The organism is Streptomyces sp. NBC_00038 (assembly GCF_026343635.1).
Classification (GTDB): domain Bacteria; phylum Actinomycetota; class Actinomycetes; order Streptomycetales; family Streptomycetaceae; genus Streptomyces.
On record NZ_JAPELQ010000001.1, the window covers coordinates 5,370,651 to 5,390,799 of the forward strand.

At 71.2% G+C, this 20,149-nt stretch carries 18 protein-coding genes; 11 read left to right on the top strand and 7 right to left on the bottom strand.

Features of this window, described 5'->3' with window-relative positions; all coding sequences use genetic code 11:
• Positions 1-178: 178 nt before the first annotated feature.
• Together OG219_RS24260 and OG219_RS24265 are read left to right on the top strand one after the other, a co-directional pair.
• A complete protein-coding gene (locus OG219_RS24260) occupies positions 179-1,693 on the top strand; it encodes a 3-hydroxyacyl-CoA dehydrogenase (protein ID WP_266829757.1) in 1,515 nt (504 codons plus the stop codon).
• Positions 1,690-2,280 (top strand): TetR/AcrR family transcriptional regulator, encoded by a 591-nt coding sequence (locus OG219_RS24265; protein ID WP_266458242.1) that lies wholly within the window; start codon positions 1,690-1,692, stop codon positions 2,278-2,280. Before OG219_RS24260 ends, OG219_RS24265 begins: the two co-directional genes overlap by 4 nt.
• 53 nt (positions 2,281-2,333) lie before the next feature.
• Here the strand turns inward: OG219_RS24265 and OG219_RS24270 are convergent, their stop codons facing one another.
• Entirely contained in the window at positions 2,334-2,819 is a 486-nt protein-coding gene (locus tag OG219_RS24270; protein ID WP_266836212.1) for an Lrp/AsnC family transcriptional regulator, read from the bottom strand.
• Positions 2,820-3,009: 190 nt separating this feature from the next.
• Between OG219_RS24270 and pdhA the strand changes: the two genes are divergently transcribed.
• The 6 genes from pdhA to OG219_RS24300 all read left to right on the top strand — a co-directional run bounded on the left by pdhA (position 3,010) and on the right by OG219_RS24300 (position 10,379).
• On the top strand, positions 3,010-4,155 hold the full coding sequence (pdhA, locus tag OG219_RS24275) for a pyruvate dehydrogenase (acetyl-transferring) E1 component subunit alpha (protein WP_266829759.1): 1,146 nt from the start codon (positions 3,010-3,012) through the stop codon (positions 4,153-4,155).
• Positions 4,152-5,156, top strand: coding sequence for an alpha-ketoacid dehydrogenase subunit beta (locus OG219_RS24280; RefSeq protein ID WP_266829761.1), 1,005 nt, complete (start codon positions 4,152-4,154; stop codon positions 5,154-5,156). Before pdhA ends, OG219_RS24280 begins: the two co-directional genes overlap by 4 nt.
• Positions 5,156-6,715, top strand: a complete 1,560-nt coding sequence (locus OG219_RS24285; RefSeq protein ID WP_266829763.1) for a dihydrolipoamide acetyltransferase family protein — start codon at positions 5,156-5,158, stop codon at positions 6,713-6,715. The genes OG219_RS24280 and OG219_RS24285 overlap by 1 nt, the downstream gene beginning before the upstream one ends.
• 63 nt (positions 6,716-6,778) lie before the next feature.
• Entirely contained in the window at positions 6,779-7,786 is a 1,008-nt protein-coding gene (locus OG219_RS24290; RefSeq protein ID WP_266829765.1) for a DUF6457 domain-containing protein, read from the top strand.
• A complete protein-coding gene (locus OG219_RS24295; RefSeq protein ID WP_266829767.1) occupies positions 7,783-9,285 on the top strand; it encodes a molybdopterin molybdotransferase MoeA in 1,503 nt (500 codons plus the stop codon). Before OG219_RS24290 ends, OG219_RS24295 begins: the two co-directional genes overlap by 4 nt.
• On the top strand, positions 9,273-10,379 hold the full coding sequence (locus OG219_RS24300) for a TrkA family potassium uptake protein (RefSeq protein WP_266829769.1): 1,107 nt from the start codon (positions 9,273-9,275) through the stop codon (positions 10,377-10,379). The genes OG219_RS24295 and OG219_RS24300 overlap by 13 nt, the downstream gene beginning before the upstream one ends.
• Before the next feature lie 54 nt (positions 10,380-10,433).
• Here OG219_RS24300 and OG219_RS24305 read toward each other — a convergent pair whose 3' ends face one another.
• Entirely contained in the window at positions 10,434-11,282 is an 849-nt protein-coding gene (locus OG219_RS24305; protein WP_266829771.1) for an ABC transporter permease, read from the bottom strand.
• On the bottom strand, positions 11,279-12,313 hold the full coding sequence (locus tag OG219_RS24310; protein WP_266829773.1) for an ATP-binding cassette domain-containing protein: 1,035 nt from the start codon (positions 12,311-12,313) through the stop codon (positions 11,279-11,281). The genes OG219_RS24305 and OG219_RS24310 overlap by 4 nt, the downstream gene beginning before the upstream one ends.
• A gap of 196 nt (positions 12,314-12,509) precedes the next feature.
• Between OG219_RS24310 and OG219_RS24315 the strand changes: the two genes are divergently transcribed.
• A complete protein-coding gene (locus OG219_RS24315) occupies positions 12,510-13,490 on the top strand; it encodes an NAD(P)H-quinone oxidoreductase (protein ID WP_266829775.1) in 981 nt (326 codons plus the stop codon).
• Positions 13,491-13,512: 22 nt separating this feature from the next.
• Here OG219_RS24315 and OG219_RS24320 read toward each other — a convergent pair whose 3' ends face one another.
• A complete protein-coding gene (locus tag OG219_RS24320) occupies positions 13,513-14,001 on the bottom strand; it encodes a hypothetical protein (RefSeq protein WP_266829776.1) in 489 nt (162 codons plus the stop codon).
• Between the two features lie 108 nt (positions 14,002-14,109).
• Here OG219_RS24320 and OG219_RS24325 point away from each other — a divergent pair, with 108 nt between their 5' ends.
• A complete protein-coding gene (locus OG219_RS24325; protein WP_266829778.1) occupies positions 14,110-14,652 on the top strand; it encodes a bacterial proteasome activator family protein in 543 nt (180 codons plus the stop codon).
• A 113-nt stretch (positions 14,653-14,765) separates the two neighbouring features.
• Here OG219_RS24325 and OG219_RS24330 read toward each other — a convergent pair whose 3' ends face one another.
• Entirely contained in the window at positions 14,766-16,418 is a 1,653-nt protein-coding gene (locus OG219_RS24330; RefSeq protein ID WP_266829780.1) for a protein kinase, read from the bottom strand.
• 398 nt (positions 16,419-16,816) lie between these two features.
• Between OG219_RS24330 and OG219_RS24335 the strand changes: the two genes are divergently transcribed.
• The gene (locus tag OG219_RS24335; protein WP_266829782.1) at positions 16,817-18,388 is read left to right on the top strand and encodes a protein kinase; all 1,572 of its coding nucleotides are present in this window, start codon (positions 16,817-16,819) and stop codon (positions 18,386-18,388) included.
• A 96-nt stretch (positions 18,389-18,484) separates the two neighbouring features.
• Here the strand turns inward: OG219_RS24335 and OG219_RS24340 are convergent, their stop codons facing one another.
• Positions 18,485-19,489: a phosphotransferase gene (locus OG219_RS24340; RefSeq protein ID WP_266836213.1), complete on the bottom strand. Its 1,005-nt coding sequence runs from the start codon at positions 19,487-19,489 to the stop codon at positions 18,485-18,487.
• 103 nt (positions 19,490-19,592) lie between these two features.
• On the bottom strand, positions 19,593-20,027 hold the full coding sequence (locus tag OG219_RS24345) for a pyridoxamine 5'-phosphate oxidase family protein (RefSeq protein ID WP_266829784.1): 435 nt from the start codon (positions 20,025-20,027) through the stop codon (positions 19,593-19,595).
• Between the last annotated feature and the right edge of the window lie 122 nt (positions 20,028-20,149).

Below are 20,149 nucleotides of genomic sequence, written 5' to 3' on the forward strand. Positions count from 1 at the left end.
ATCGAGCTGTGGATTGAGCTGTGAATCTGGGCAGGATTTTCAGAAGGTGCGGCTCGAAGCGTCTCTGGCAGGGTGGTGGGCGACGGGCGGGCATTCAGAGTTAGAGTAACCGAACGATCGGTCGGGGCAAGGGGGTCCGCCGTATCTGTGGAAAACCCTGTGCGGGAGGATCGCGAGCATGACAGCACTCGACCTCAGCAGCCCCGTGGCCGTCGTCGGCACCGGCACGATGGGGCAGGGCATCGCCCAGGTCGCGCTGGTCGCGGGCCACTCCGTGCGGCTCTACGACGCCGTCCCCGGGCGCGCCGGCGCGGCGTCCGAAGCGATCGGCGCGCGCCTCGACCGGCTCGTCGAGAAGGACCGGCTCACCGGCGCCGACCGGGACGCCGCACGCGCCCGGCTGCGGCCGGCCGGAAGGCTGGAAGACCTCGCGGACTGCATGCTGGTCGTCGAGGCGGTGGCCGAACAACTCGAGGTGAAACAGCGGCTGTTCCGCGAGCTCGAGGACATCGTCGGGGACGACTGTCTGCTCGCCACCAACACCTCGTCCCTGTCCGTCACGGCCATCGGCGGCGCCCTGCGCAACCCCGGCCGACTCGTCGGACTGCACTTCTTCAACCCGGCGCCGCTGCTGCCCCTGGTGGAGGTCGTCTCCGGGTCCGTGAGCGACTTCTCGTCGGCCACGCACGCGTACGAGATCGCACGCGCCTGGGGGAAGACCCCCGTCGCCTGCGCCGACACCCCCGGTTTCATCGTCAACCGCATCGCGCGGCCCTTCTACGCCGAAGCCTTCGCGGTGTACGAGTCGCAGGCCGCCGACCCGGCCACCATCGACGCGGTCCTGCGTGAGTGCGGCGGCTTCCGGATGGGCGCCTTCGAGCTGACCGACCTGATCGGCCAGGACGTCAACGAGTCCGTCACGCACTCCGTGTGGCAGGCCTTCTTCCAGGACGTGCGCTTCACGCCCTCGCTCGCCCAGCGGCGGCTCGTCGAGTCCGGCCGGCACGGCCGGAAGACGGGGCACGGCTGGTACGACTACGGGGAGGACGCCGAGCGTCCCGAGCCGCACACCGCCGAGAAGGCGCAGGCGCCCGCGTACGTCCTCGCGGAGGGTGATCTGGGCCCGGCCGCCGAGCTCCTCCCGCTGATGCGTGAGGCGGGCATCCAGGTCCGTGAGGACGAGGAGGACCACGGCACCCGCCTGGTGCTGCCCAGTGGTGGTCAGCTGGTCCTCGCCGACGGCCAGACCTCCGTCGAGTTCCGTGACGTCGTCTACTTCGACCTGGCGCTCGACTACCGCAAGGCGACCAGGATCGCCCTGTCGGCCTGCCAGGACACCGCTCCCCGGACGCTCGCGGAGGCCATCGGCCTCTTCCAGGCGCTGGGCAAGGACGTCAGCGTCATCGGGGACGCCCCGGGCATGATCGTCGCCCGGACCGTGGCCCGGATCGTCGACCTGGCGCACGACGCCGTCGCCAAGGGGGTGGCCACCGAGGAGGACATCGACACGGCGATGCGGCTCGGTGTCAGCTATCCGCTGGGCCCCTTCGAGTGGAGCCGCAGGCTCGGCAGTGCCTGGGCGCACGACCTCCTGGAGGAGCTGCATCTGCGCGAACCCTCCGGCCGCTACGCGCCCTCACTCGCGCTGTACCGTCACGGAAACACGGCTGACAAGAGGGAGGGCACGTCATGACCACTGCCAAGCGCGACACGTACACCCCGGAGACCCTCCTCTCCGTCGCCGTCCAGGTCTTCATCGAGCGCGGCTACGACGGCACCTCCATGGAGCACCTCTCCAAGGCGGCGGGCATCTCCAAGTCGTCGATATACCACCACGTCACCGGCAAGGAGGAGTTGCTTCGCAGGGCCGTCAGCCGGGCTCTCGACGGCCTCTTCGGGATCCTCGACGAGGAGCACGCGCGCGTGGGGCGTGCCGTGGAGCGCCTGGAGTACGTGGTGCGCCGCATGGTCGAGGTGCTCACCACCGAGCTGCCGTACGTGACGCTGCTGCTGCGCGTGCGCGGCAACACGGACACCGAGCGGTGGGCCCTGGAGCGGCGCCGCGACTTCGACCACCAGGTGGCCGAGCTGCTGAAGGCGGCGGCCGCGGACGGTGACGTGCGCGGCGACGTGGAGGTCCGGCTCGCGACCCGGCTGGTCTTCGGAATGATCAACTCGATCGTGGAGTGGTACCGGCCCGACGGGCGGGGCATGGACGAGCGGGAAGTGGCCGACGCGGTGGCGCAGTTGGTCTTCGGGGGACTGCGCAAGGAGTCCTGACCTCCCGCGTCACCAAGGTGTCCCTCGGTAGAACGCCCCGGTCACCGGGGCGTTCAGGACTGCGGTTCCAGGTCCTCTTCCTCGAACACCAGCAGTGTGCGGGTGCTGAGCACCTCCGGGATGGCCTGGAGGCGGGTGAGCACCAGTTCGCGCAGGGCCTTGTTGTCCGGGGTGTGCACCAGGAGAAGCACGTCGAAATCGCCGCCCACCAGGGCGATGTGGGAGGCGCCGGGGAGCACTCTCAGCTGCTCGCGGACCGTGCGCCAGGAGTTCTGCACGATCTTCAGGGTGATGTACGCCGAGGTGCCCTGCCCGGCGCGTTCGTGATCCACGCGCGCCCCGAAGCCGCGAATCACGCCGTCCTCGATGAGGCGGTTGATACGCGCGTAGGCGTTGGCCCGTGACACATGGACACGTTCGGCCACGGAGCGTATCGAGGCGCGGCCGTCCGCCTGGAGCATCTGGAGGATGTCCTGATCTATGGCGTCGAGGGGACGGGCGGGCGGAAGGGCGGGGCCGGCCTCCGGCGGCTCGGCCATTTGTTCAGGTGCCATGTCCCCCCGCCTCCCTGCCATGGACGTACTGCGTCCATTTCAGGCTGTGCAGAACCGTTTGTCCACAGCTTGAAGGGGTCTGTAGCCAAAATGTGCCGACGACCGAACAATCGGTAGGTGAGGCGCATCACAACCGTGACGCGCCTGAAGCCGTCTCCCCCGAGGAGGTGCCGTCATGACGGTCATGGAGCAGCGAGGCGCTTACCGGCCAACGCCGCCGCCGGCCTGGCAGCCCCGCACCGACCCCGCGCCGCTGCTGCCCGACGCGCTGCCGTACCGCGTGCTCGGCACCGAGGCGGCCGCGCAGGCCGACCCGGGCCTGCTGCGCCGGCTGTACGCGGAGCTGGTGCGCGGCCGCCGCTACAACACGCAGGCCACCGCCCTCACCAAGCAGGGCCGCCTCGCCGTGTACCCCTCCAGCACCGGCCAGGAGGCCTGCGAGGTCGCCGCCGCGCTCGTCCTGGAGGACCGTGACTGGCTCTTCCCCAGCTACCGCGACACCCTCGCCGCCGTCGCCCGCGGCCTCGACCCGGTCCAGGCGCTCACCCTGCTGCGCGGCGACTGGCACACCGGCTACGACCCCCGCGAGCACCGGATCGCGCCCCTGAGCACCCCCCTCGCGACCCAGCTCCCGCACGCCGTGGGCCTCGCGCACGCCGCCCGCCTCAAGGGCGACGACGTGGTCGCGCTCGCGATGGTCGGCGACGGCGGCACCAGCGAGGGCGACTTCCACGAGGCACTGAACTTCGCCGCCGTATGGCAGGCCCCGGTCGTCTTCCTCGTCCAGAACAATGGCTTCGCCATCTCCGTACCGCTCGCCAAGCAGACCGCCGCCCCGTCGCTGGCCCACAAGGCCGTCGGCTACGGGATGCCGGGCCGCCTGGTGGACGGCAACGACGCGGCGGCCGTGCACGAGGTGCTGAGCGAAGCCGTCCGCCACGCGCGCGCGGGGGGCGGTCCGACGCTGGTCGAGGCGGTGACGTACCGCATCGACGCCCACACCAACGCCGACGACGCGACCCGCTACCGCGGCGACGCCGAGGTCGAGACCTGGCGCGCGCACGACCCGATCGCGCTCCTGGAGCACGAGTTGACCGAGCGCGGGCTGCTCGACGACGACGCCGTGCGGGCCGCGCGCGAGGACGCCGAGACGATGGCCGCGGATCTGCGTGAGCGCATGAACCAGGACGCGGTGCTCGACCCCATGGACCTGTTCGCCCATGTGTATGCCGAGCCCACACCGCAACTGCGTGAGCAGGAGGCGCAACTGCGCGCGGAGCTGGCGGCCGAGGCACACGGCTCGGAAGGAGCCGGGCGATGACGACCGTTGCCCTGAAACCGGCGACCATGGCGCAGGCCCTCGGGCGGGCGCTGCGCGACGCCATGGCCGCCGACCCGTCCGTCCACGTGATGGGCGAGGACGTCGGCGCCCTGGGCGGCGTCTTCCGGGTCACCGATGGGCTCGCCAAGGAGTTCGGCGAGGACCGCGTCACGGACACGCCGCTGGCCGAGGCGGGCATCCTCGGGACAGCCGTCGGCATGGCCATGTACGGACTGCGGCCGGTCGTGGAAATGCAGTTCGACGCCTTCGCCTACCCGGCGTTCGAGCAGCTGATCAGCCATGTCGCGAAGATGCGCAACCGCACCAGGGGCGCCATGCCGCTGCCGATCACGATCCGTGTCCCGTACGGCGGTGGCATCGGCGGCGTCGAGCACCACAGCGACTCCTCCGAGGCGTACTACATGGCGACTCCGGGGCTCCATGTCGTCACGCCCGCGACGGTGGCCGATGCCTACGGTCTGCTGCGCGCCGCCATCGCCTCCGACGACCCGGTCGTCTTCCTGGAGCCCAAACGGCTGTACTGGTCGAAGGATTCCTGGAACCCGGACGAGCCGCCGGCCGTTCAACCGATAGGCCGCGCGATGGTGCGGCGCTCCGGCCGGAGCGCCACACTCATCACGTACGGGCCGTCCGTGCCCGTCTGCCTCGAAGCCGCCGAGGCGGCGCGGGCCGAGGGCTGGGACCTCGAAGTCGTCGACCTGCGCTCCCTGGTGCCGTTCGACGACGAGACGGTCTCGGCTTCGGTACGGCGGACCGGACGCGCTGTTGTCGTACACGAGTCGGGTGGGTACGGCGGGCCGGGCGGGGAGATCGCCGCACGCATCACCGAGCGCTGCTTCCACCACCTGGAAGCACCGGTGCTGCGCGTGGCCGGCTTCGACATCCCGTACCCGCCGCCGATGCTGGAGCGGCACCACCTGCCTGGCGTCGACCGGATCCTGGACGCCGTGGGGCGTCTGCAATGGGAGGCGGAGAGCTGATGGCGCAGGTCCTGGAGTTCAGGCTTCCCGACCTCGGGGAGGGGCTCACCGAGGCGACGATCGTCCGCTGGCTCGTGGAAGTCGGAGACGTCGTCGCCGTCGACCAGACCGTCGTCGAGGTCGAGACGGCCAAGGCGATGGTCGACGTGCCCTGCCCGTACGGCGGTGTGGTCACCGCCCGCTTCGGCGAGGAGGGCGCGGAACTGCCCGTGGGGGAGCCGCTCCTGACGGTCGCCGTGGGCGAGGCCGCCTCCGGCGAGGGCGACGAGGGATCCGGGAACGTGCTGGTGGGGTACGGCACCGCGGCACCTCCGGCGCGGCGCGGGAGGGTGCGGCAGTCGAGCGTGACGGGTGCCCCCGCATCCGGGGCGCCTGGGACCCCGACGACTGCGCGGCCGGGCGCTTCGGCGGATGCCGGAAGCGTGGTGGCCGCCCCGAACGGAGTGCGTGAGTTCGCACGTGCCGGGGACGGTCCTGCCGTGCGTTCCGGCGCCGGGGACCACCCGGTCGCCGACGGCCGGCACGCCCCGGGCAGGGATGGCCACGACCGCCCGGCCGACGGCGGTCGCAGTGGCGTGGCGGTGATCGCGGACGGTCCCGTGCCGGTCATCTCCCCGCTCGTACGGCGGCTCGCGCGTGAGAACGGCGTGGATCTGCGGGAGTTGGAGGGCTCCGGGCCCGACGGGCTGATCCTGCGGGCGGATGTCGAGTACGCGCTGCGTGCGGCGGCGACCGGTCAGGTGCGGACACCCGCTGTCGCGGAACCCCTCAGGGCTCCGGCCGTCGGCCACGGGGCCGTCGCGCCCATCGGCGCACCCCTGGCCCAGTCCCGGCACCAGCCCGCGACCGCGCTCGGCGGGGCCGCCCCGCAGGGCACTCGCATCCCCCTGCGAGGCATCCGCGGAGCAGTCGCCGACAAGCTCTCCCGCAGCCGTCGGGAGATACCCGACGCGACCTGCTGGGTGGACGCCGACGCCACGGAACTCATGCACGCGCGCGCGGCGATGAATTCCGCCGGCAGCCCGAAGATCTCCCTCCTCGCGCTGCTCGCCCGGATCTGCACCGCCGCGCTGGCCCGCCACCCGGAGCTGAACTCGACGGTCGACATGGAGGCCCGCGAGATCGTCCGGCTCGACCAGGTGCACCTGGGGTTCGCGGCGCAGACCGAGCGAGGGCTCGTCGTCCCCGTCGTACGGGACGCGCACGCGCGCGGCGCGGAGTCGCTGAGCGCGGAGTTCGCGCGGCTGACCGAGGCCGCGCGGACCGGGACGCTGACGCCCAGGGATCTCACGGGCGGCACCTTCACGTTGAACAACTACGGCGTGTTCGGTGTCGACGGCTCCACGCCGATCATCAACCACCCCGAGGCGGCCATGCTGGGCGTCGGCCGGATCGTCCCCAAGCCCTGGGTGCACCAGGGCGAGCTGGCCGTGCGGCAGGTCGTGCAGCTCTCGCTCACCTTCGACCACCGGGTGTGCGACGGCGGCACGGCGGGCGGCTTCCTGCGCTATGTGGCGGACTGCGTGGAACAGCCGGCGGTGCTGCTGCGGACCTTGTGACCACCGCGTCCACATGCTGTCCAGGGGGATGGCAATGATCCTTCGGGCGCTCATACTCGGGGGATGAACGCGTACGAGACCCCGGGCGACCCCGCCACAGGTCTCCCGTACGACGCCGTCGTGCTCGCGGGCGGCGCCGCGCGGAGGCTCGGTGGCGCCGACAAGCCCGGTGTGCGCGTGGGCGGCCGGGCGCTCCTCGACCGGGTGCTGACCGCCTGCGCGGGCGCCGCCACCACGGTGGTCGTGGCCGAGCGGCGCGCGACCGCGCGGCCCGTGCTCTGGGCCCGTGAGGACCCGCCGGGCGGAGGGCCGCTGGCCGCCCTGGACGCCGGGCTTCGGCACACCACCGCGGAGTACGTCGTCGTGCTCTCCGCCGACCTGCCGTTCCTGGACAACGGCACGGTACGGCGGCTGCTGGAAGCCCTGCGTGCGAACACCGGCGCAGGGAACCCGGCAGACACCGAAGGGGAGTTGAGCGGCCCCGACGGCGTCCTGCTCGTCGACTCCGGCGGCAAGGACCAGCCGCTCGTGGCCGCGTACCGAGTGCGGGCACTGCGGCGGGAGCTGGACTCACTCGCCGCTGCATCCAACGCCGGCTCCGCCGCGGGCGGCGGTCTGACCGGGCTGCCGCTCCGGCGGCTCACAGCCGCGCTCGACCTCATCCGGATCTCCGACCCCGTCGCGTCCTTCGACTGCGACACCTGGGACGACATCGCCGTCGCCCGGGCACGTATCAGGGAGCATGGGCACGTGTTGGATGAATGGATTACCGCAGTCAAGGACGAACTGGGCATCGACCTGGACGTCGACACCACCATCCTCCTCGACCTGGCCCGCGACGCCGCGCACGGTGTGGCCCGGCCCGCCGCGCCGCTGACCACGTTCCTAGTGGGGTACGCGGCCGGGCGGGCCCAGGGCGGCCCCGAGGCGGTGGCCGAGGCCTCCCGCAAGGCCGCTGCGCTCGCACTCCGCTGGGCCGACGAGGACGCCGCCGACGCCAAACCGGACGCGGGCCCCGCGGGAGGATCCGCACCCGGCGCAGGCTCCGACGCCCGGCCGGACGCCGGATGACCGCCGCGCGCGGTATCCGGGACAGCCAGGACGCCGACGACTTCGATGTGGAGGAGGCGCTGGCGCTGGTCAAGGGCGACAGCGCCAGGGCCTCCGGCGAACCGGGCTCCGGGGCCGGCGCCGATGCCCGGGGCGGGTCCGGTACGTCATCGACCCCCGTGCCCACCCCACAGGGCGAGCCCCAAGGGCACGCCACCGACAGCGGCCACGGCGACCGCGGCGCGGGCAGCCACGGAGGCGGCGGCCACGGCGTAAGCCACAAGGCCACCCCCTGGCCCCAGGCCCGCGCCCTCGCCGAGCGAGCCGCCCGTTCGGTCCCCCGCCCCACCCCCGTCTCCGTAACCCTGGAAGCCTCCCTCGGCCTGGTCATCGCCGCCCCGCTCACCGCGCTCACGGACCTCCCCTCCTTCGACACCTCGGCGATGGACGGCTGGGCGGTCGCCGGGCCCGGCCCCTGGGACGTACGCGAGGAAGGCGTGCTCGCCGGGCAGGCGCAGCCGGAGGCGCTCACCGACGGTGAGGCGGTGCGGATCGCCACCGGGGCGCGCGTCCCGCAGGACGCCACCGCCGTACTGCGCAGTGAGCACGGGCGTATCGACGACAAGGGGCGGCTGCACGCGGCCCTCCCCCAGGGCTCCGGCTCCGCCCGCTCAGGGGGGACGTCGAGCGTCGTGCACGGGCAGGACATCCGCCCGCGCGGCCAGGAGTGCCGCAGCGGCGACCAGTTGCTGCCGGTCGGCGCGCTGGTCACGCCCGCTGTACTGGGCCTCGCGGCGGCCGCCGGGTACGACACACTCGCCGCCGTCCCCCGGCCGCGTGTCGAAGTCCTCGTGCTCGGCGACGAGTTGCTCACCGAGGGGCTGCCCCAGGAAGGGCTGATCCGGGACGCGCTCGGCCCGATGCTGCCGCCCTGGCTGCGTGCGCTCGGCGCCGAGGTCGTCGCGGTCCGCAGGCTCGGTGACGACGCCAAGGCCCTGCACCGGGCCATCACCGGCTCCGGAGCCGACCTGATCATCACCACCGGCGGTACCGCGGCCGGCCCCGTCGACCACGTCCACCCCACCCTGCGGCGCATCGGCGCCGAACTCCTCGTCGACGGCGTCAAGGTGCGCCCGGGCCACCCCATGCTGCTGGCCCGCACCAAGGAGAACCAGCACCTCGTCGGCCTGCCGGGCAACCCCCTGGCGGCCGTCTCCGGCCTGCTCACGCTCGCCGAGCCCCTGCTGCGGGTCCTCGCCGGACGTGCGGCGCCGGAGCCGTACACGCTGCCCCTCAAGGACGCCGTGCACGGGCACCCGTACGACACCCGGCTCGTCCCCGTCGTCCTGCGCGGCGACCGGGCCGTGCCGCTGCACTACAACGGCCCCGCGATGCTCCGTGGCATCGCGGCGGCCGATGCCCTCGCGGTCGTACCGCCCGGCGGTGCCCGCCCGGGTGAGGAGCTGGAACTCCTCGACCTGCCCTGGGTGATGTCAGGAATCGGGGCGTGTTTCACGTGAAACAACCGGGCCATGACGCGATTGCCCGCCAAGCCGACGAACATCTCATGACGCATCGGGTGAAACTCCCGAAGAGCATCGTGGAGCGCCCGATCCGTCAGGTCGGCAAGCGGATGGCGATGGCCCTGCTCACGCTCGCCTTCACGGCGTTCATCGTCTGGGTCGACCGCGACGGCTACAACGACAACTCCGACGGTTCCGTCGATTTCCTCGACGCGTTCTACTACGCGACCGTCACCCTCTCCACCACCGGATACGGCGACATCACCCCGGTCAGCGACGCCGCCCGGCTCACCAACATCTTCGTCATCACGCCGCTGCGCGTGCTGTTCCTGATCATCCTGGTCGGCACCACGCTCGAAGTCCTCACGGAGCGCACCCGTGAGGAATGGCGGCAGAACCGCTGGAGGGCGGCCTTGCGAGATCACACCGTCGTTGTCGGTTTCGGTACCAAGGGGCGGTCGGCCATCGAGACCGTCTGTGCGACCGGGCTGAAGAAGGAGCAGGTCGTGGTCGTCGACCCCAACTCCAAGGTGGTCGACGCGGCGACGGCCGACGGGTACGCGGGGGTCATCGGGGACGCGACGCGCAGCGAAGTGCTGATGCGGGCCGAGGTGCGCAAGGCGCGGCAGATCATCATCGCCACGCAGCGGGACGACACGGCCGTGCTGGTCACGCTGACCGCGCGGCAGCTCAACAGCGGAGCGAAGATCGTCGCCGCCGTGCGGGAGGAGGAGAACGCGCCGTTGCTGCGCCAGTCCGGCGCCGATGCCGTCATCACCAGCGCCAGCGCGGCCGGACGGCTGCTCGGGCTCTCCGTGCTCAGCCCCGCCGCGGGCATGGTCATGGAGGACCTCATCCAGCAGGGCAGCGGGCTCGACATCGCGGAACGGCCGGTCATAAAGGCCGAGGTCGGCAAGGGCGTACGGGAGACGGAGGACCTGGTGGTGAGTGTCGTACGCGGGCACCGGGTGCTCGGATACGACGATCCGGCCGTCGGGACGCTGCAGTTGACGGACCGGCTCATCACGATCGTGCGAGTGACGCCGGGCACCCATCAGGCACCCGACATCAATCGGCTTCGCATGGACTAGCAGTACAGGCAGCCACCTCGACAGGCAGCCACCTGAACCGGCCGTCGCCAGTTGTCACTTGCGGTTGTAGAGCCGCATCGTGATCGGGCCGAAGACCAGGACGAGCAGTCCTGCCCAGCCCAGTGACCAGGCGACCTCCGCGGCCGGCCAGTCGCCCGCCATCAGGCCGCGCACCGCCGAGGACAGGTGGGTGATCGGGCTGTTGTTGACGAAGGCCTGGAGCCAGCCCGGCATGGTCTTCGGGTCGACGAAGACGTTGGACAGGAAGGTCAGCGGGAAGATCACCATCATGCTGACGCCCATCACCGACTTCTCGGTGCGCAGCAGCAGTCCGAACATGGTCCAGATCCACGAGAACGCGAACGAGAAGACCAGCAGCAGCGCGACACCGGCGAGTACGCCGATGACGCCGCCGTCCGGGCGGTAGCCCAGGATCACGCCGACGACGAGCATCACCACCGAGGCCATCGTGTAGCGCAGGGCGTCGCCGAGGAGATAGCCGACCATCACCGACGGCCGCCAGATCGGCAGCGTGCGGAAGCGGTCGAAGACGCCCTTCTCGATGTCCGTGTTGACCGAGACACCGGTGTACATCGTGATCATCACGACCGACATCACCAGGATGCCCGGCAGCAGGAACTGGATGTACTCCGTGGGTGATCCGGCCAGCGCACCGCCGAAGAGGTACGTGTACATCAGCACCATCATGATCGGGAACGCGGTGACGTCGAAGAGCTGCTCCGGCACGTGCTTGATCTTGAGGATCGCCCGCCAGCCGAAGGTCAGCGACGCCGACAGGGCACTGGGCCGCGGCGGCCGGTCCTTGCTGATGAGGAGCGCGGCCAGCGATTCGGCGCTGACCGGGGCGAGATCCTGGCTCTCGGTGGTCGTCGCGGTACTCATACCGCCGCCTCCTTGTCCATCGTGTCGTCGGCCTCGGGAGCCTCGGGGTCGGTCACATGTCCGGTGAGGGCGAGGAAGACCTCGTCCAGGCTCGGCTGCCCCAGCGAGAAGTTGTCGACGACGACGCCGGTGCGGGCCAGTTCGGCCAGCGCTCGCGCCGCCTGCTCCGCCGCTCCCCGGCCGTTGCTCGCGCCCGCGCCGACACGGGCTGTCAGCGCCACCGGATCGGGCTCGAGCTGCACCTCGGCGTCGAGGGCGATGCGCAGCACCTCCTCCGCCTGCGGGCGCTGCGCCGGATCGCGCAGCCGCAGATGTACGGAACCGGCTCCGACGGACGCCTTCAGCTCGCCCTTCGTGCCCTCGGCGATCACCTTGCCCTTGTCGATCACTGCGATCCTGGAGGCCAGTTGGTCGGCCTCGTCCAGATACTGCGTGGTGAGCAGCACGGTGGTGCCCTGGGCGACGACCGCGCGCACGATGTCCCACACCTGATTGCGGCTGCGCGGGTCGAGGCCGGTGGTCGGCTCGTCGAGGAACAGCAGGTCGGGGGTGTTGAGGATGGACGCGGCGATGTCGATACGCCGCCGCATGCCGCCCGAGTAGTGCTTGACCTGCTTGCCGGCCGCTTCGGTAAGCCCGAAGGCCTCCAGAAGCTGCTCCGAGCGGATCCCCGCGGCGCGCTTGTGGTGCCCGAGGAGGCGGCCGAGCAGCACCAGGTTCTCGGTGCCGGTCAGGTCCTCGTCCACGGACGCGTACTGGCCGGTGAGGCTGACCCTGCTGCGTACCCGGTCCGCCTCCCGTACGACGTCATGGCCGAAGACGTGCGCCTGGCCGCCGTCGGGGCGCAGCAGGGTGGCCAGCATCTTCACGGTGGTCGTCTTGCCGGCGCCGTTCGGCCCGAGGACGCCGTAGACCGTGCCGGTGGGCACGGCGAGGTCTACGCCGTCCACGGCCCGGGTGTCGCCGAACGTCTTCACCAGACCGGCGGTCTCGATCGCCAGGCCGGACGACGGTGCGCTCTGTGCGCTCATGTCTCGGTGTCCTTCCGCGTACGGGGTTACGCAAGGAAGACCGCCGCCGTGACGCGAACTCATCGCCCCCGGCGGGACCAATTCGCGCAGCCGTCCGTCTTCACGCCCTCTGAGCCTTTACGGTTCCTTTGCCTCCACCGTGCCTCTCCCGGAGGACCCGCGCATCCCAATTACCGCGAGGAGTAGCGTCCCCCTCATGTACGCGATCACGATTCCTGAACCTGGTGGGCCCGAGGCGCTGGTGTGGGACGAGGTCCCGGATCCGGTGCCCGGCGAGGGCGAAGTGCTGGTCGAGGTGGTGGCCAGCGCCGTCAACCGCGCCGACCTGCTGCAACGGCAGGGCTTCTACAACCCGCCGCCCGGCGCGTCCCCGTACCCCGGTCTCGAGTGCGCGGGACGCATCGCCGCGATCGGCCCCGGAGTCTCGGGGTGGACGGTCGGCGACGAGGTGTGCGCGCTGCTCGCGGGCGGCGGATACGCCGAGAAGGTCGCCGTTCCGGCCGGTCAGCTGCTGCCCGTGCCCGAGGGCCTGGACCTCCGGCGGGCGGCCGCGCTGCCCGAGGTGACCTGCACCGTCTGGTCGAACGTCTTCATGGTGTCGCACCTGCGCCCCGGCGAGACCCTGCTCGTGCACGGCGGCTCCAGCGGCATCGGCACCATGGCGATCCAGCTGGCGAAGGCCGTCGGCGCGAAGGTCGCGGTCACGGCCGGCACCAAGGAGAAGCTCGACTTCTGCGCCGAGCTGGGCGCGGACATCCTCATCAACTACCGCGAGCAGGACTTCGTCGAGGAGATCGAGCGCGCCACGGACGGCGCCGGCGCCGACGTCATCCTCGACAACATGGGCGCCAAGTACCTGGACCGGAACGTCCGCGCACTCGCCGTCAACGGACGGCTCGCGATCATCGGAATGCAGGGCGGCATCAAGGGCGAGCTGAACATCGCCACCCTCCTCGGCAAGCGCGCCGCCGTCACCGCGACCTCGCTGCGCATCCGCCCGGTCGAGGAGAAGGCGGCGATCGTCGCGGCCGTACGCGAGCACGTCTGGCCGCTGATCGCCTCCGGCCACGTACGCCCGATCGTCGACCGCGAGCTGCCGATGAACGACGCGGCGGAGGGACACCGGGTACTGGAGGAGAGCGGGCACATCGGAAAGGTGCTGCTTGTCGCTCCCTAGGGAGCGCGTAGCCCGAGCGGTTTCAGCCGCGCCGTACCCGCAGGGCCAGGAACGCCAGACCCAGGCCCAGGCCGATCAGGATCAGGCCGCTGCCCAGGGGCACGATCCGGAGTACGGGTTCCGGGTCGGTCCCGGGGCGGACGACGCTCTGCCGTACGGGGACCGCGGCGTCCGGCGACGGCTCGGAGGCGGCGCTCGCCGCCGCGCTGTCGGGGGCGGCGGGGTCGTGGTCCGGCTCCGCGGCCTCGCCCTCCGACCGCCCCGTCGGCTCCTCACGCCCGGGTCGCTCACGGCCCTCTCCCGGACGGCTCCCCGCACGGGAGGCATCGGCGCTGGGCTCGTCGGCGTAGGAGGCGGCATACGAGACGGCGCACGAGGTGACGTACGACGCGGACCTGGGGGCGGCGTACGAAGAGTGCGCGCCCCCGGTCGCCAGGACCAGCAGCAGTCCCACCACGCACGGCGCACGCGGCGTACGCACCACACGCACCGCACGGAGCCATGGAGTCACGCCGGTGACCCCCTCCCGGTGAGGAGTCCCATGATCAATGGGTCAAGCCTCACACGCTCCCATTGCCCCGGCATCTCGGCGGAGCACGGGTGGTAGACAATGGACGACATGGAGATGCCGAGGAACGAAAGGTCGCCGGAGAACCCTCAGATCCTGGTCGTAGGCCAGGACGGTATGGCTCTCGGTGGCACCGGAGACGAGGACTCCCGTGAGGTCCCGGTGACGGAGATGGTGGAACAGCCCGCCAAGGTGATGCGGATCGGCAGCATGATCAAGCAGCTCCTTGAGGAAGTGCGCGCCGCACCTCTCGATGAAGCCAGCCGGGTCAGGCTCAAGGAGATCCACGCGAGCTCCGTGAAGGAGCTGGAGGACGGCCTCGCCCCCGACCTCGTCGACGAACTGGAGCGCCTCTCCCTTCCGTTCACCGACGAGGGGATCCCCTCCGACGCCGAACTGCGCATCGCACAGGCACAGTTGGTGGGCTGGCTCGAGGGTCTCTTCCACGGGATCCAGACGACCCTGTTCGCCCAGCAGATGGCGGCCAGGGCCCAACTGGAGTCGATGCGCCGCGCCCTCCCGCCGGGAGTCGGCGGTGCCGAGGAGGACGAGGACCCCCGCACGGGCGGCCGCTCGGGCGGGCCGTACCTGTAGTCCCGGCGGTAGTTGCAGCCCCGGCGGTACCTGGACAACGAAACGGGCCCGGCACGAAAGTGCCGGGCCCCTCGCTTGTCAGAGGCGGATCGCCGAGCCGATCCGGACGCGGATCAGGACGGGTCGCCGGTCGACACGCTGAGCTCGATCTCGGGCATGTCCTGCGGGTCGACATCGGTGCCGTCGGAGGGGAACTGGTCCATGACCGTGCCCTCGCCGTAGGTGTTCTCATTGACGTACTTGATCGTCATCTGCCAACCCGCGGCCTGGAAGCAGGACTTCACCGACTGGATGTACTTGTAGGAGAAGTCCGGGATCCGGATTTTCTTCTCGTCGTTGTACGACTCCTCCGGCTCCGTGCACTTCTCCGTCTCGATCGTCTTCGTCGTGTCCGGACCCTTGTGCCCCGCCACCACGGACGCCGACTGGCTGGGATCGGTACCGCCCCCGGTGTCGTCACCCTTGTTGTTCAGGGCGAGTGCGGTGAGCAGGCCGCCGATCGCGACGAGCGCGACCACGATCGAGCCGACGACGACTCCCTTGTTGTTCTTGCGGCCGCCCCCGGAACTGCCCAGGTGAGGAGTCGGGTGCTGGGGCGCCAGGTTGTACGGCGGCGGGGTCGAGATGCCCGGCTGCGGGGAGTACGCCGAGGTCTGCGGCGGCGTCAGGTAGCCGCCCTGTTGCGGATAGCCGTACGACGGAGCCGGCTGCGGTGTGGACGGCGGAGTGGGCGCCGGGGTCGGCGGACCGTAGGCACCCGGCTGGTACGGCGTCTGGAGCGGACCCGGTGCCGGAGCAGCCTGGTCGACGGGCGGGAAGACCGCGGACGCGACACCCGCGCCGCTCGATGTCTGGGCGCCCGGCACGATGCTCGGCGCGGCGGAGTGCAGCGACTGGGCCACGCGCAGGCACTCGTCGCGCATCGCCTCGGCGCTGGGAAACCGCTCGTTCGGGTTCTTCTTCAGTGCGCGGGCGACCAGCGCGTCCACGGCCGGGGGCAGTGAGCGGTTCACCGAGGAGGGCGCGACCGGCTGCTCCTGCACATGCGCGTACGCGATGGCCAGCGGCGAGTCCGCCTCGAACGGAAGCCGCCCGGTGGTGAGTTGGAACAGCATGATGCCGACGGAGTACAGGTCGGACCTGGCGTCCACGCCTCTGCCGAGGGCCTGCTCCGGGGAGAGGTACTGCGGGGTGCCGACGACCATGCCGGTCTGGGTCATCGAGGTGACGCCGGACTGCATGGCGCGGGCGATGCCGAAGTCCATCACCTTGACGACGTTGCGCTTCGTCATCATCACGTTGCCCGGCTTGATGTCCCGGTGGACCAGGCCCATCTCGTGGCTGATCTCCAGGGCGGCCAGCACATCCGCGGTGATCTTGAGCGCCTTGTCGGCGGGCATGGCGCCGTACTGCGCGATGTCCTGGTCGAGCACGGAGCCGAGCGGGCGGCCCTCGACGTACTCCATGACGATGTACGGCGTCGTCATGCCGTCCAGGACGTCCTCGCCGGTGTCGAAGACCGAGACGATGTTCGTGTGCGTGAGCTTCGCCACCGACTGGGCCTCGCGGCGGAACCGCTCGCGGAAGGCCTGCTCGCGGCCGAGTTCGGTGTGCAGGGTCTTGATCGCGACCTGGCGGTCGAGCACCGAGTCGTACGCGAGGTGGACCGAGGCCATGCCGCCCTCGCCGAGCAGATCACGCAGCTGGTAGCGGCCGCCGGCTACCGCACGCCCCGCGTACCGGCCCTGTGCGCCGTCCTGGCTCATCTTCTGCGTCCCCCATCGGCGCGGCGGAAGCGGCTGGTCGCCCCCGCGGTCCGTTACTCGATGACTCGATTGTCGTGATCGAATGTGTGATCTGCCCGTTGATCGGCCGGTGTTCGGTGATCGATTGGCTCATTCCCGGCCAAGTCTGCCCGAGGGCACTGACACGTCAAGCTCGGTGCCCGTTCCGTGACCGTCTGCGAAAGAAGCGTCGCGGAAGCGTTACAGGTGCCGTACGGGCGGTACACAGGATTTGCACGCGGGCACCCGTGACGGGTTGGATGGCCGATCCATCCCGCTTCCGTCTCGGACCGGCGCCTTGCGCGGAGCCTGTAGCGTGGCCCGACGGAGACCGTAACAACCACCGCGCAGACCGCGGGCAGAAACGACGGCGAGGACTGATGGCACAGCAGCAGCGCGCTCAGGGCCCGTCCGACCCCGAGGCGACTGGCGGCGGTATGTCAGATGCGCCGGAGCTGTGGGGTAACGGCGGGCTGGTCGGCGACGGCCGGTATCGGCTGACCCACAGACTGGGCCGGGGCGGCATGGCCGAGGTGTTCGCGGCCGAGGACGTACGCCTGGGGCGCACGGTCGCGGTCAAACTGCTCCGCTCCGACCTGGCCGAGGACCCGGTCTCCAAGGCCCGCTTCACGCGCGAGGCCCAGTCGGTCGCCGGCCTCAACCACCACGCTGTCGTCGCCGTGTACGACTCCGGCGAGGACGTGGTCGGCTCCCGCGTCGTCCCGTACATCGTGATGGAGATCGTCGAGGGCCACACGATCCGCGATCTGCTGATCAACGCCGAGGCCCCCGGGCCCGAGCAGGCGCTGATCATCGTCTCCGGTGTCCTGGAGGCGCTCGCCTACTCGCACCAGCACGGCATCGTGCACCGCGACATCAAGCCGGCGAACGTGATCATCACGGACACCGGTGCGGTGAAGGTGATGGACTTCGGCATCGCGCGCGCCCTGCACGGCGCGCAGTCGACGATGACCCAGACCGGCATGGTCATGGGCACGCCGCAGTACCTCTCCCCGGAGCAGGCGCTCGGCAAGGCCGTCGACCACCGCTCCGACCTGTACGCGACGGGCTGCCTCCTCTACGAACTCCTCGCGCTGCGGCCCCCGTTCACCGGCGAGACGCCGCTGTCTGTGGTCTACCAGCACGTCCAGGACATTCCGGTGCCCCCGTCCGAGGTCTCGGACGCGGCGCCGCCGGAGCTCGACGGGCTCGTCATGCGCTCGCTCGCGAAGGAGCCGGACGACCGGTTCCAGACCGCCGAGGAGATGCGCGGGCTCGTCCAGTACGGGCTGCAGATGCTGTACGACCAGGGCAGCCACACCGGCACCTGGAACACCGGCCCTGTCGACATGCACGGGGGGCCGCGCACCCCGGCGGCGGGCTTCGCCGGTACGGCCGCGCTGCCGCATCCCAGCGACTCCGGCACCTCGCAGATTCCGCAGCCGATCCTGCCGAGCGGGTACGGCGGCGGGGACGACGGCGGCTTCGAGGGGCACGGCAACAAGGGCGGCGGCCGCGGCAAGCTGTGGATCCTCGCGGTCCTCGCGGTGATCGCCATCGCGGCGGGTGTCGCGCTCGCGCTCAACCAGACCGGCGACGACGGCGGCGGGACCGGCACGACGCAGTCGCCCACGGCGACGTCGTCGTCCACCGAGGACAGCGACTCCAGCGCGACCCCCAGCGACGAGGCCACGGACACCGCCACCGACGAGTCGACGGACAACACCAGTAATGGCTCCGGCTCGGAGTACACGCCGTCGTACACGCCGTCTCCGAGCTACAGCAGCGAGCCGACGGACGAGCCCACGGACGAGCCGACCACCACGGAGCCGACCACCACGGAGCCGACGGACGAGCCGACCACCACGGAGCCGACGGACCCGGTCACTGAGGAGCCGACCGACCCCGGCGGCGTCACCGGTGACACCTCCGCCGGCTCGACCGGCGGCTGACCCGGCGAGCCGAACACACCCTCACGCGCGCGTGGCCCGAAACGGGCTCCACGCGCGCGTGCTGTTTGCGGCGACCCACAGCGTGGCATCCGCGGGTCACCCCGCGAACGCCTCGCACACCGTCTCGTACTCCCGCGTCCACCACACCGCCAGCGCCGACGCCGCCGGGAACTGCGGATCGGCGCGGGTGTCCCCGCGCTCGTAGTGCCAGCGCAGTATCCAGAAGTCGTTGAGGCGCTCCCACCACACCCGGTGCACGGCGGCGGCGAGTTCGGAGGGGGTCGCGCCCGCGGTACGCCAGTACGCGCGCGCGTAGGCCCGCACTTTGGCCAGGTCGAGCGCACCGACCGGCTGCACGAAGAAGATCACCGCGGCGCGTACCGCCTCCTCGGCGCGGGGCTGGACGCCCAGCCGGTCCCAGTCGACGATCGCGGCCGGTTCGCCGTCGCGGTAGAGCAGGTTGAACGGGTGGAAGTCGCCGTGCACCCAGCCCACCGAGCCGCCCCGCGGAGGCCGCCGGTCGGCATGCCGCTCCAGGAGGACGCGCCGTTCCAGGAGCCGGTGCCGGGCCAGTTCGTCGAAGGCGTCGGGCGGTCGGTGTCGGCGTACCCGGGCGAGCAGGTGGTCGATGAGGGTGAAGGTGTCGGCCGGGTCGGCGCCGTCGGCCGGCTTCGCGGGCCCGCGTCCCTCGGTCGGCATCACCTGCTCCAGGCTCGCGTGGACGACGCCCAGGAGCGCGCCCAGCCGCGCGCACTGCTCCGTGGTGAGCTGGCCGCCGTGCCGGTGCCGTCCGTCGACCCACGGGTGCAGCGCGTACGCGTGACCCCCGACGACGGCGACCGTGCGCCCGTCGGTGCCGGTCAGCGGCGGGGCGACCGGGACGCCCAGGTCGGCGAGGCGCTGGGTCGCCCGGTGCTGGCGGGCGATCGCGGCGGGGTCGGCGGTCTCGGGGTCGAAATGGTGCTTGAGGAAGTACCTGCCGCGGGTGGTGCACAGCCGGTAGCCGCGGTTGAGCAGCCCCTCATCGACGGGTTCGCAGGTCAGTGCGGATCCGGCGGCGTACTGGCGGAGGAGGGCGCCCAGAGGGGGCGCGCAAGACACAGGGGGTGGTACGGAAGAGCGCGGCACGCGGCAGATGCTAGGGCACTGAACTGGCCCCTGACCTTGCGTTTGTCACAGACAGTCGCCCTATAGGCAACATCGGTCACAGAACGTGCTGGAACCGCCGTTCAAGGCCACCGTCCGTCGAATGCATGGTGGAGAACTGCGGCTCGATGCCCAGGTAGACCGGTGTGTAGGGCTCGCCGTCCACCAGGCGCGGCGCGGGACCGAAGCGCTCCAGCTGGGCCGCGGTCGGCTCGACCGTCTCGCACCGGCCGACGATCTGCACGGACCACAGACTCTCCCCCGGCCGCGCGGAGCTCAGGTTGTCGGTGCCGTACGCGACGACGCTGCCGGCGCAGGCCCGGTGATAGTCGCAGTTCCGGGGCATCCGCAGCAGGACGCGCCCGTCGGCCACGATGTGCCGGGCGAACGCGAGGAAGGGCAGCGCACGCATGCTGGTGGCCACCCGGCCGTAGTCGGTGCGGCCGATCAGTTCCACGGCGAGCTGGGCGTCGGCCGGCTGTTCGTCGGGCATAGGACCAATTTCCGGCACCCGGGAGACCGGAACAAAGGGCCACCCGTCTCTTGTAGGGGGGGCCATAAGTCCCGAAGGTTCCGAATGATTTCCGAACTGCTGCCGAATGACCAGTGACGCTG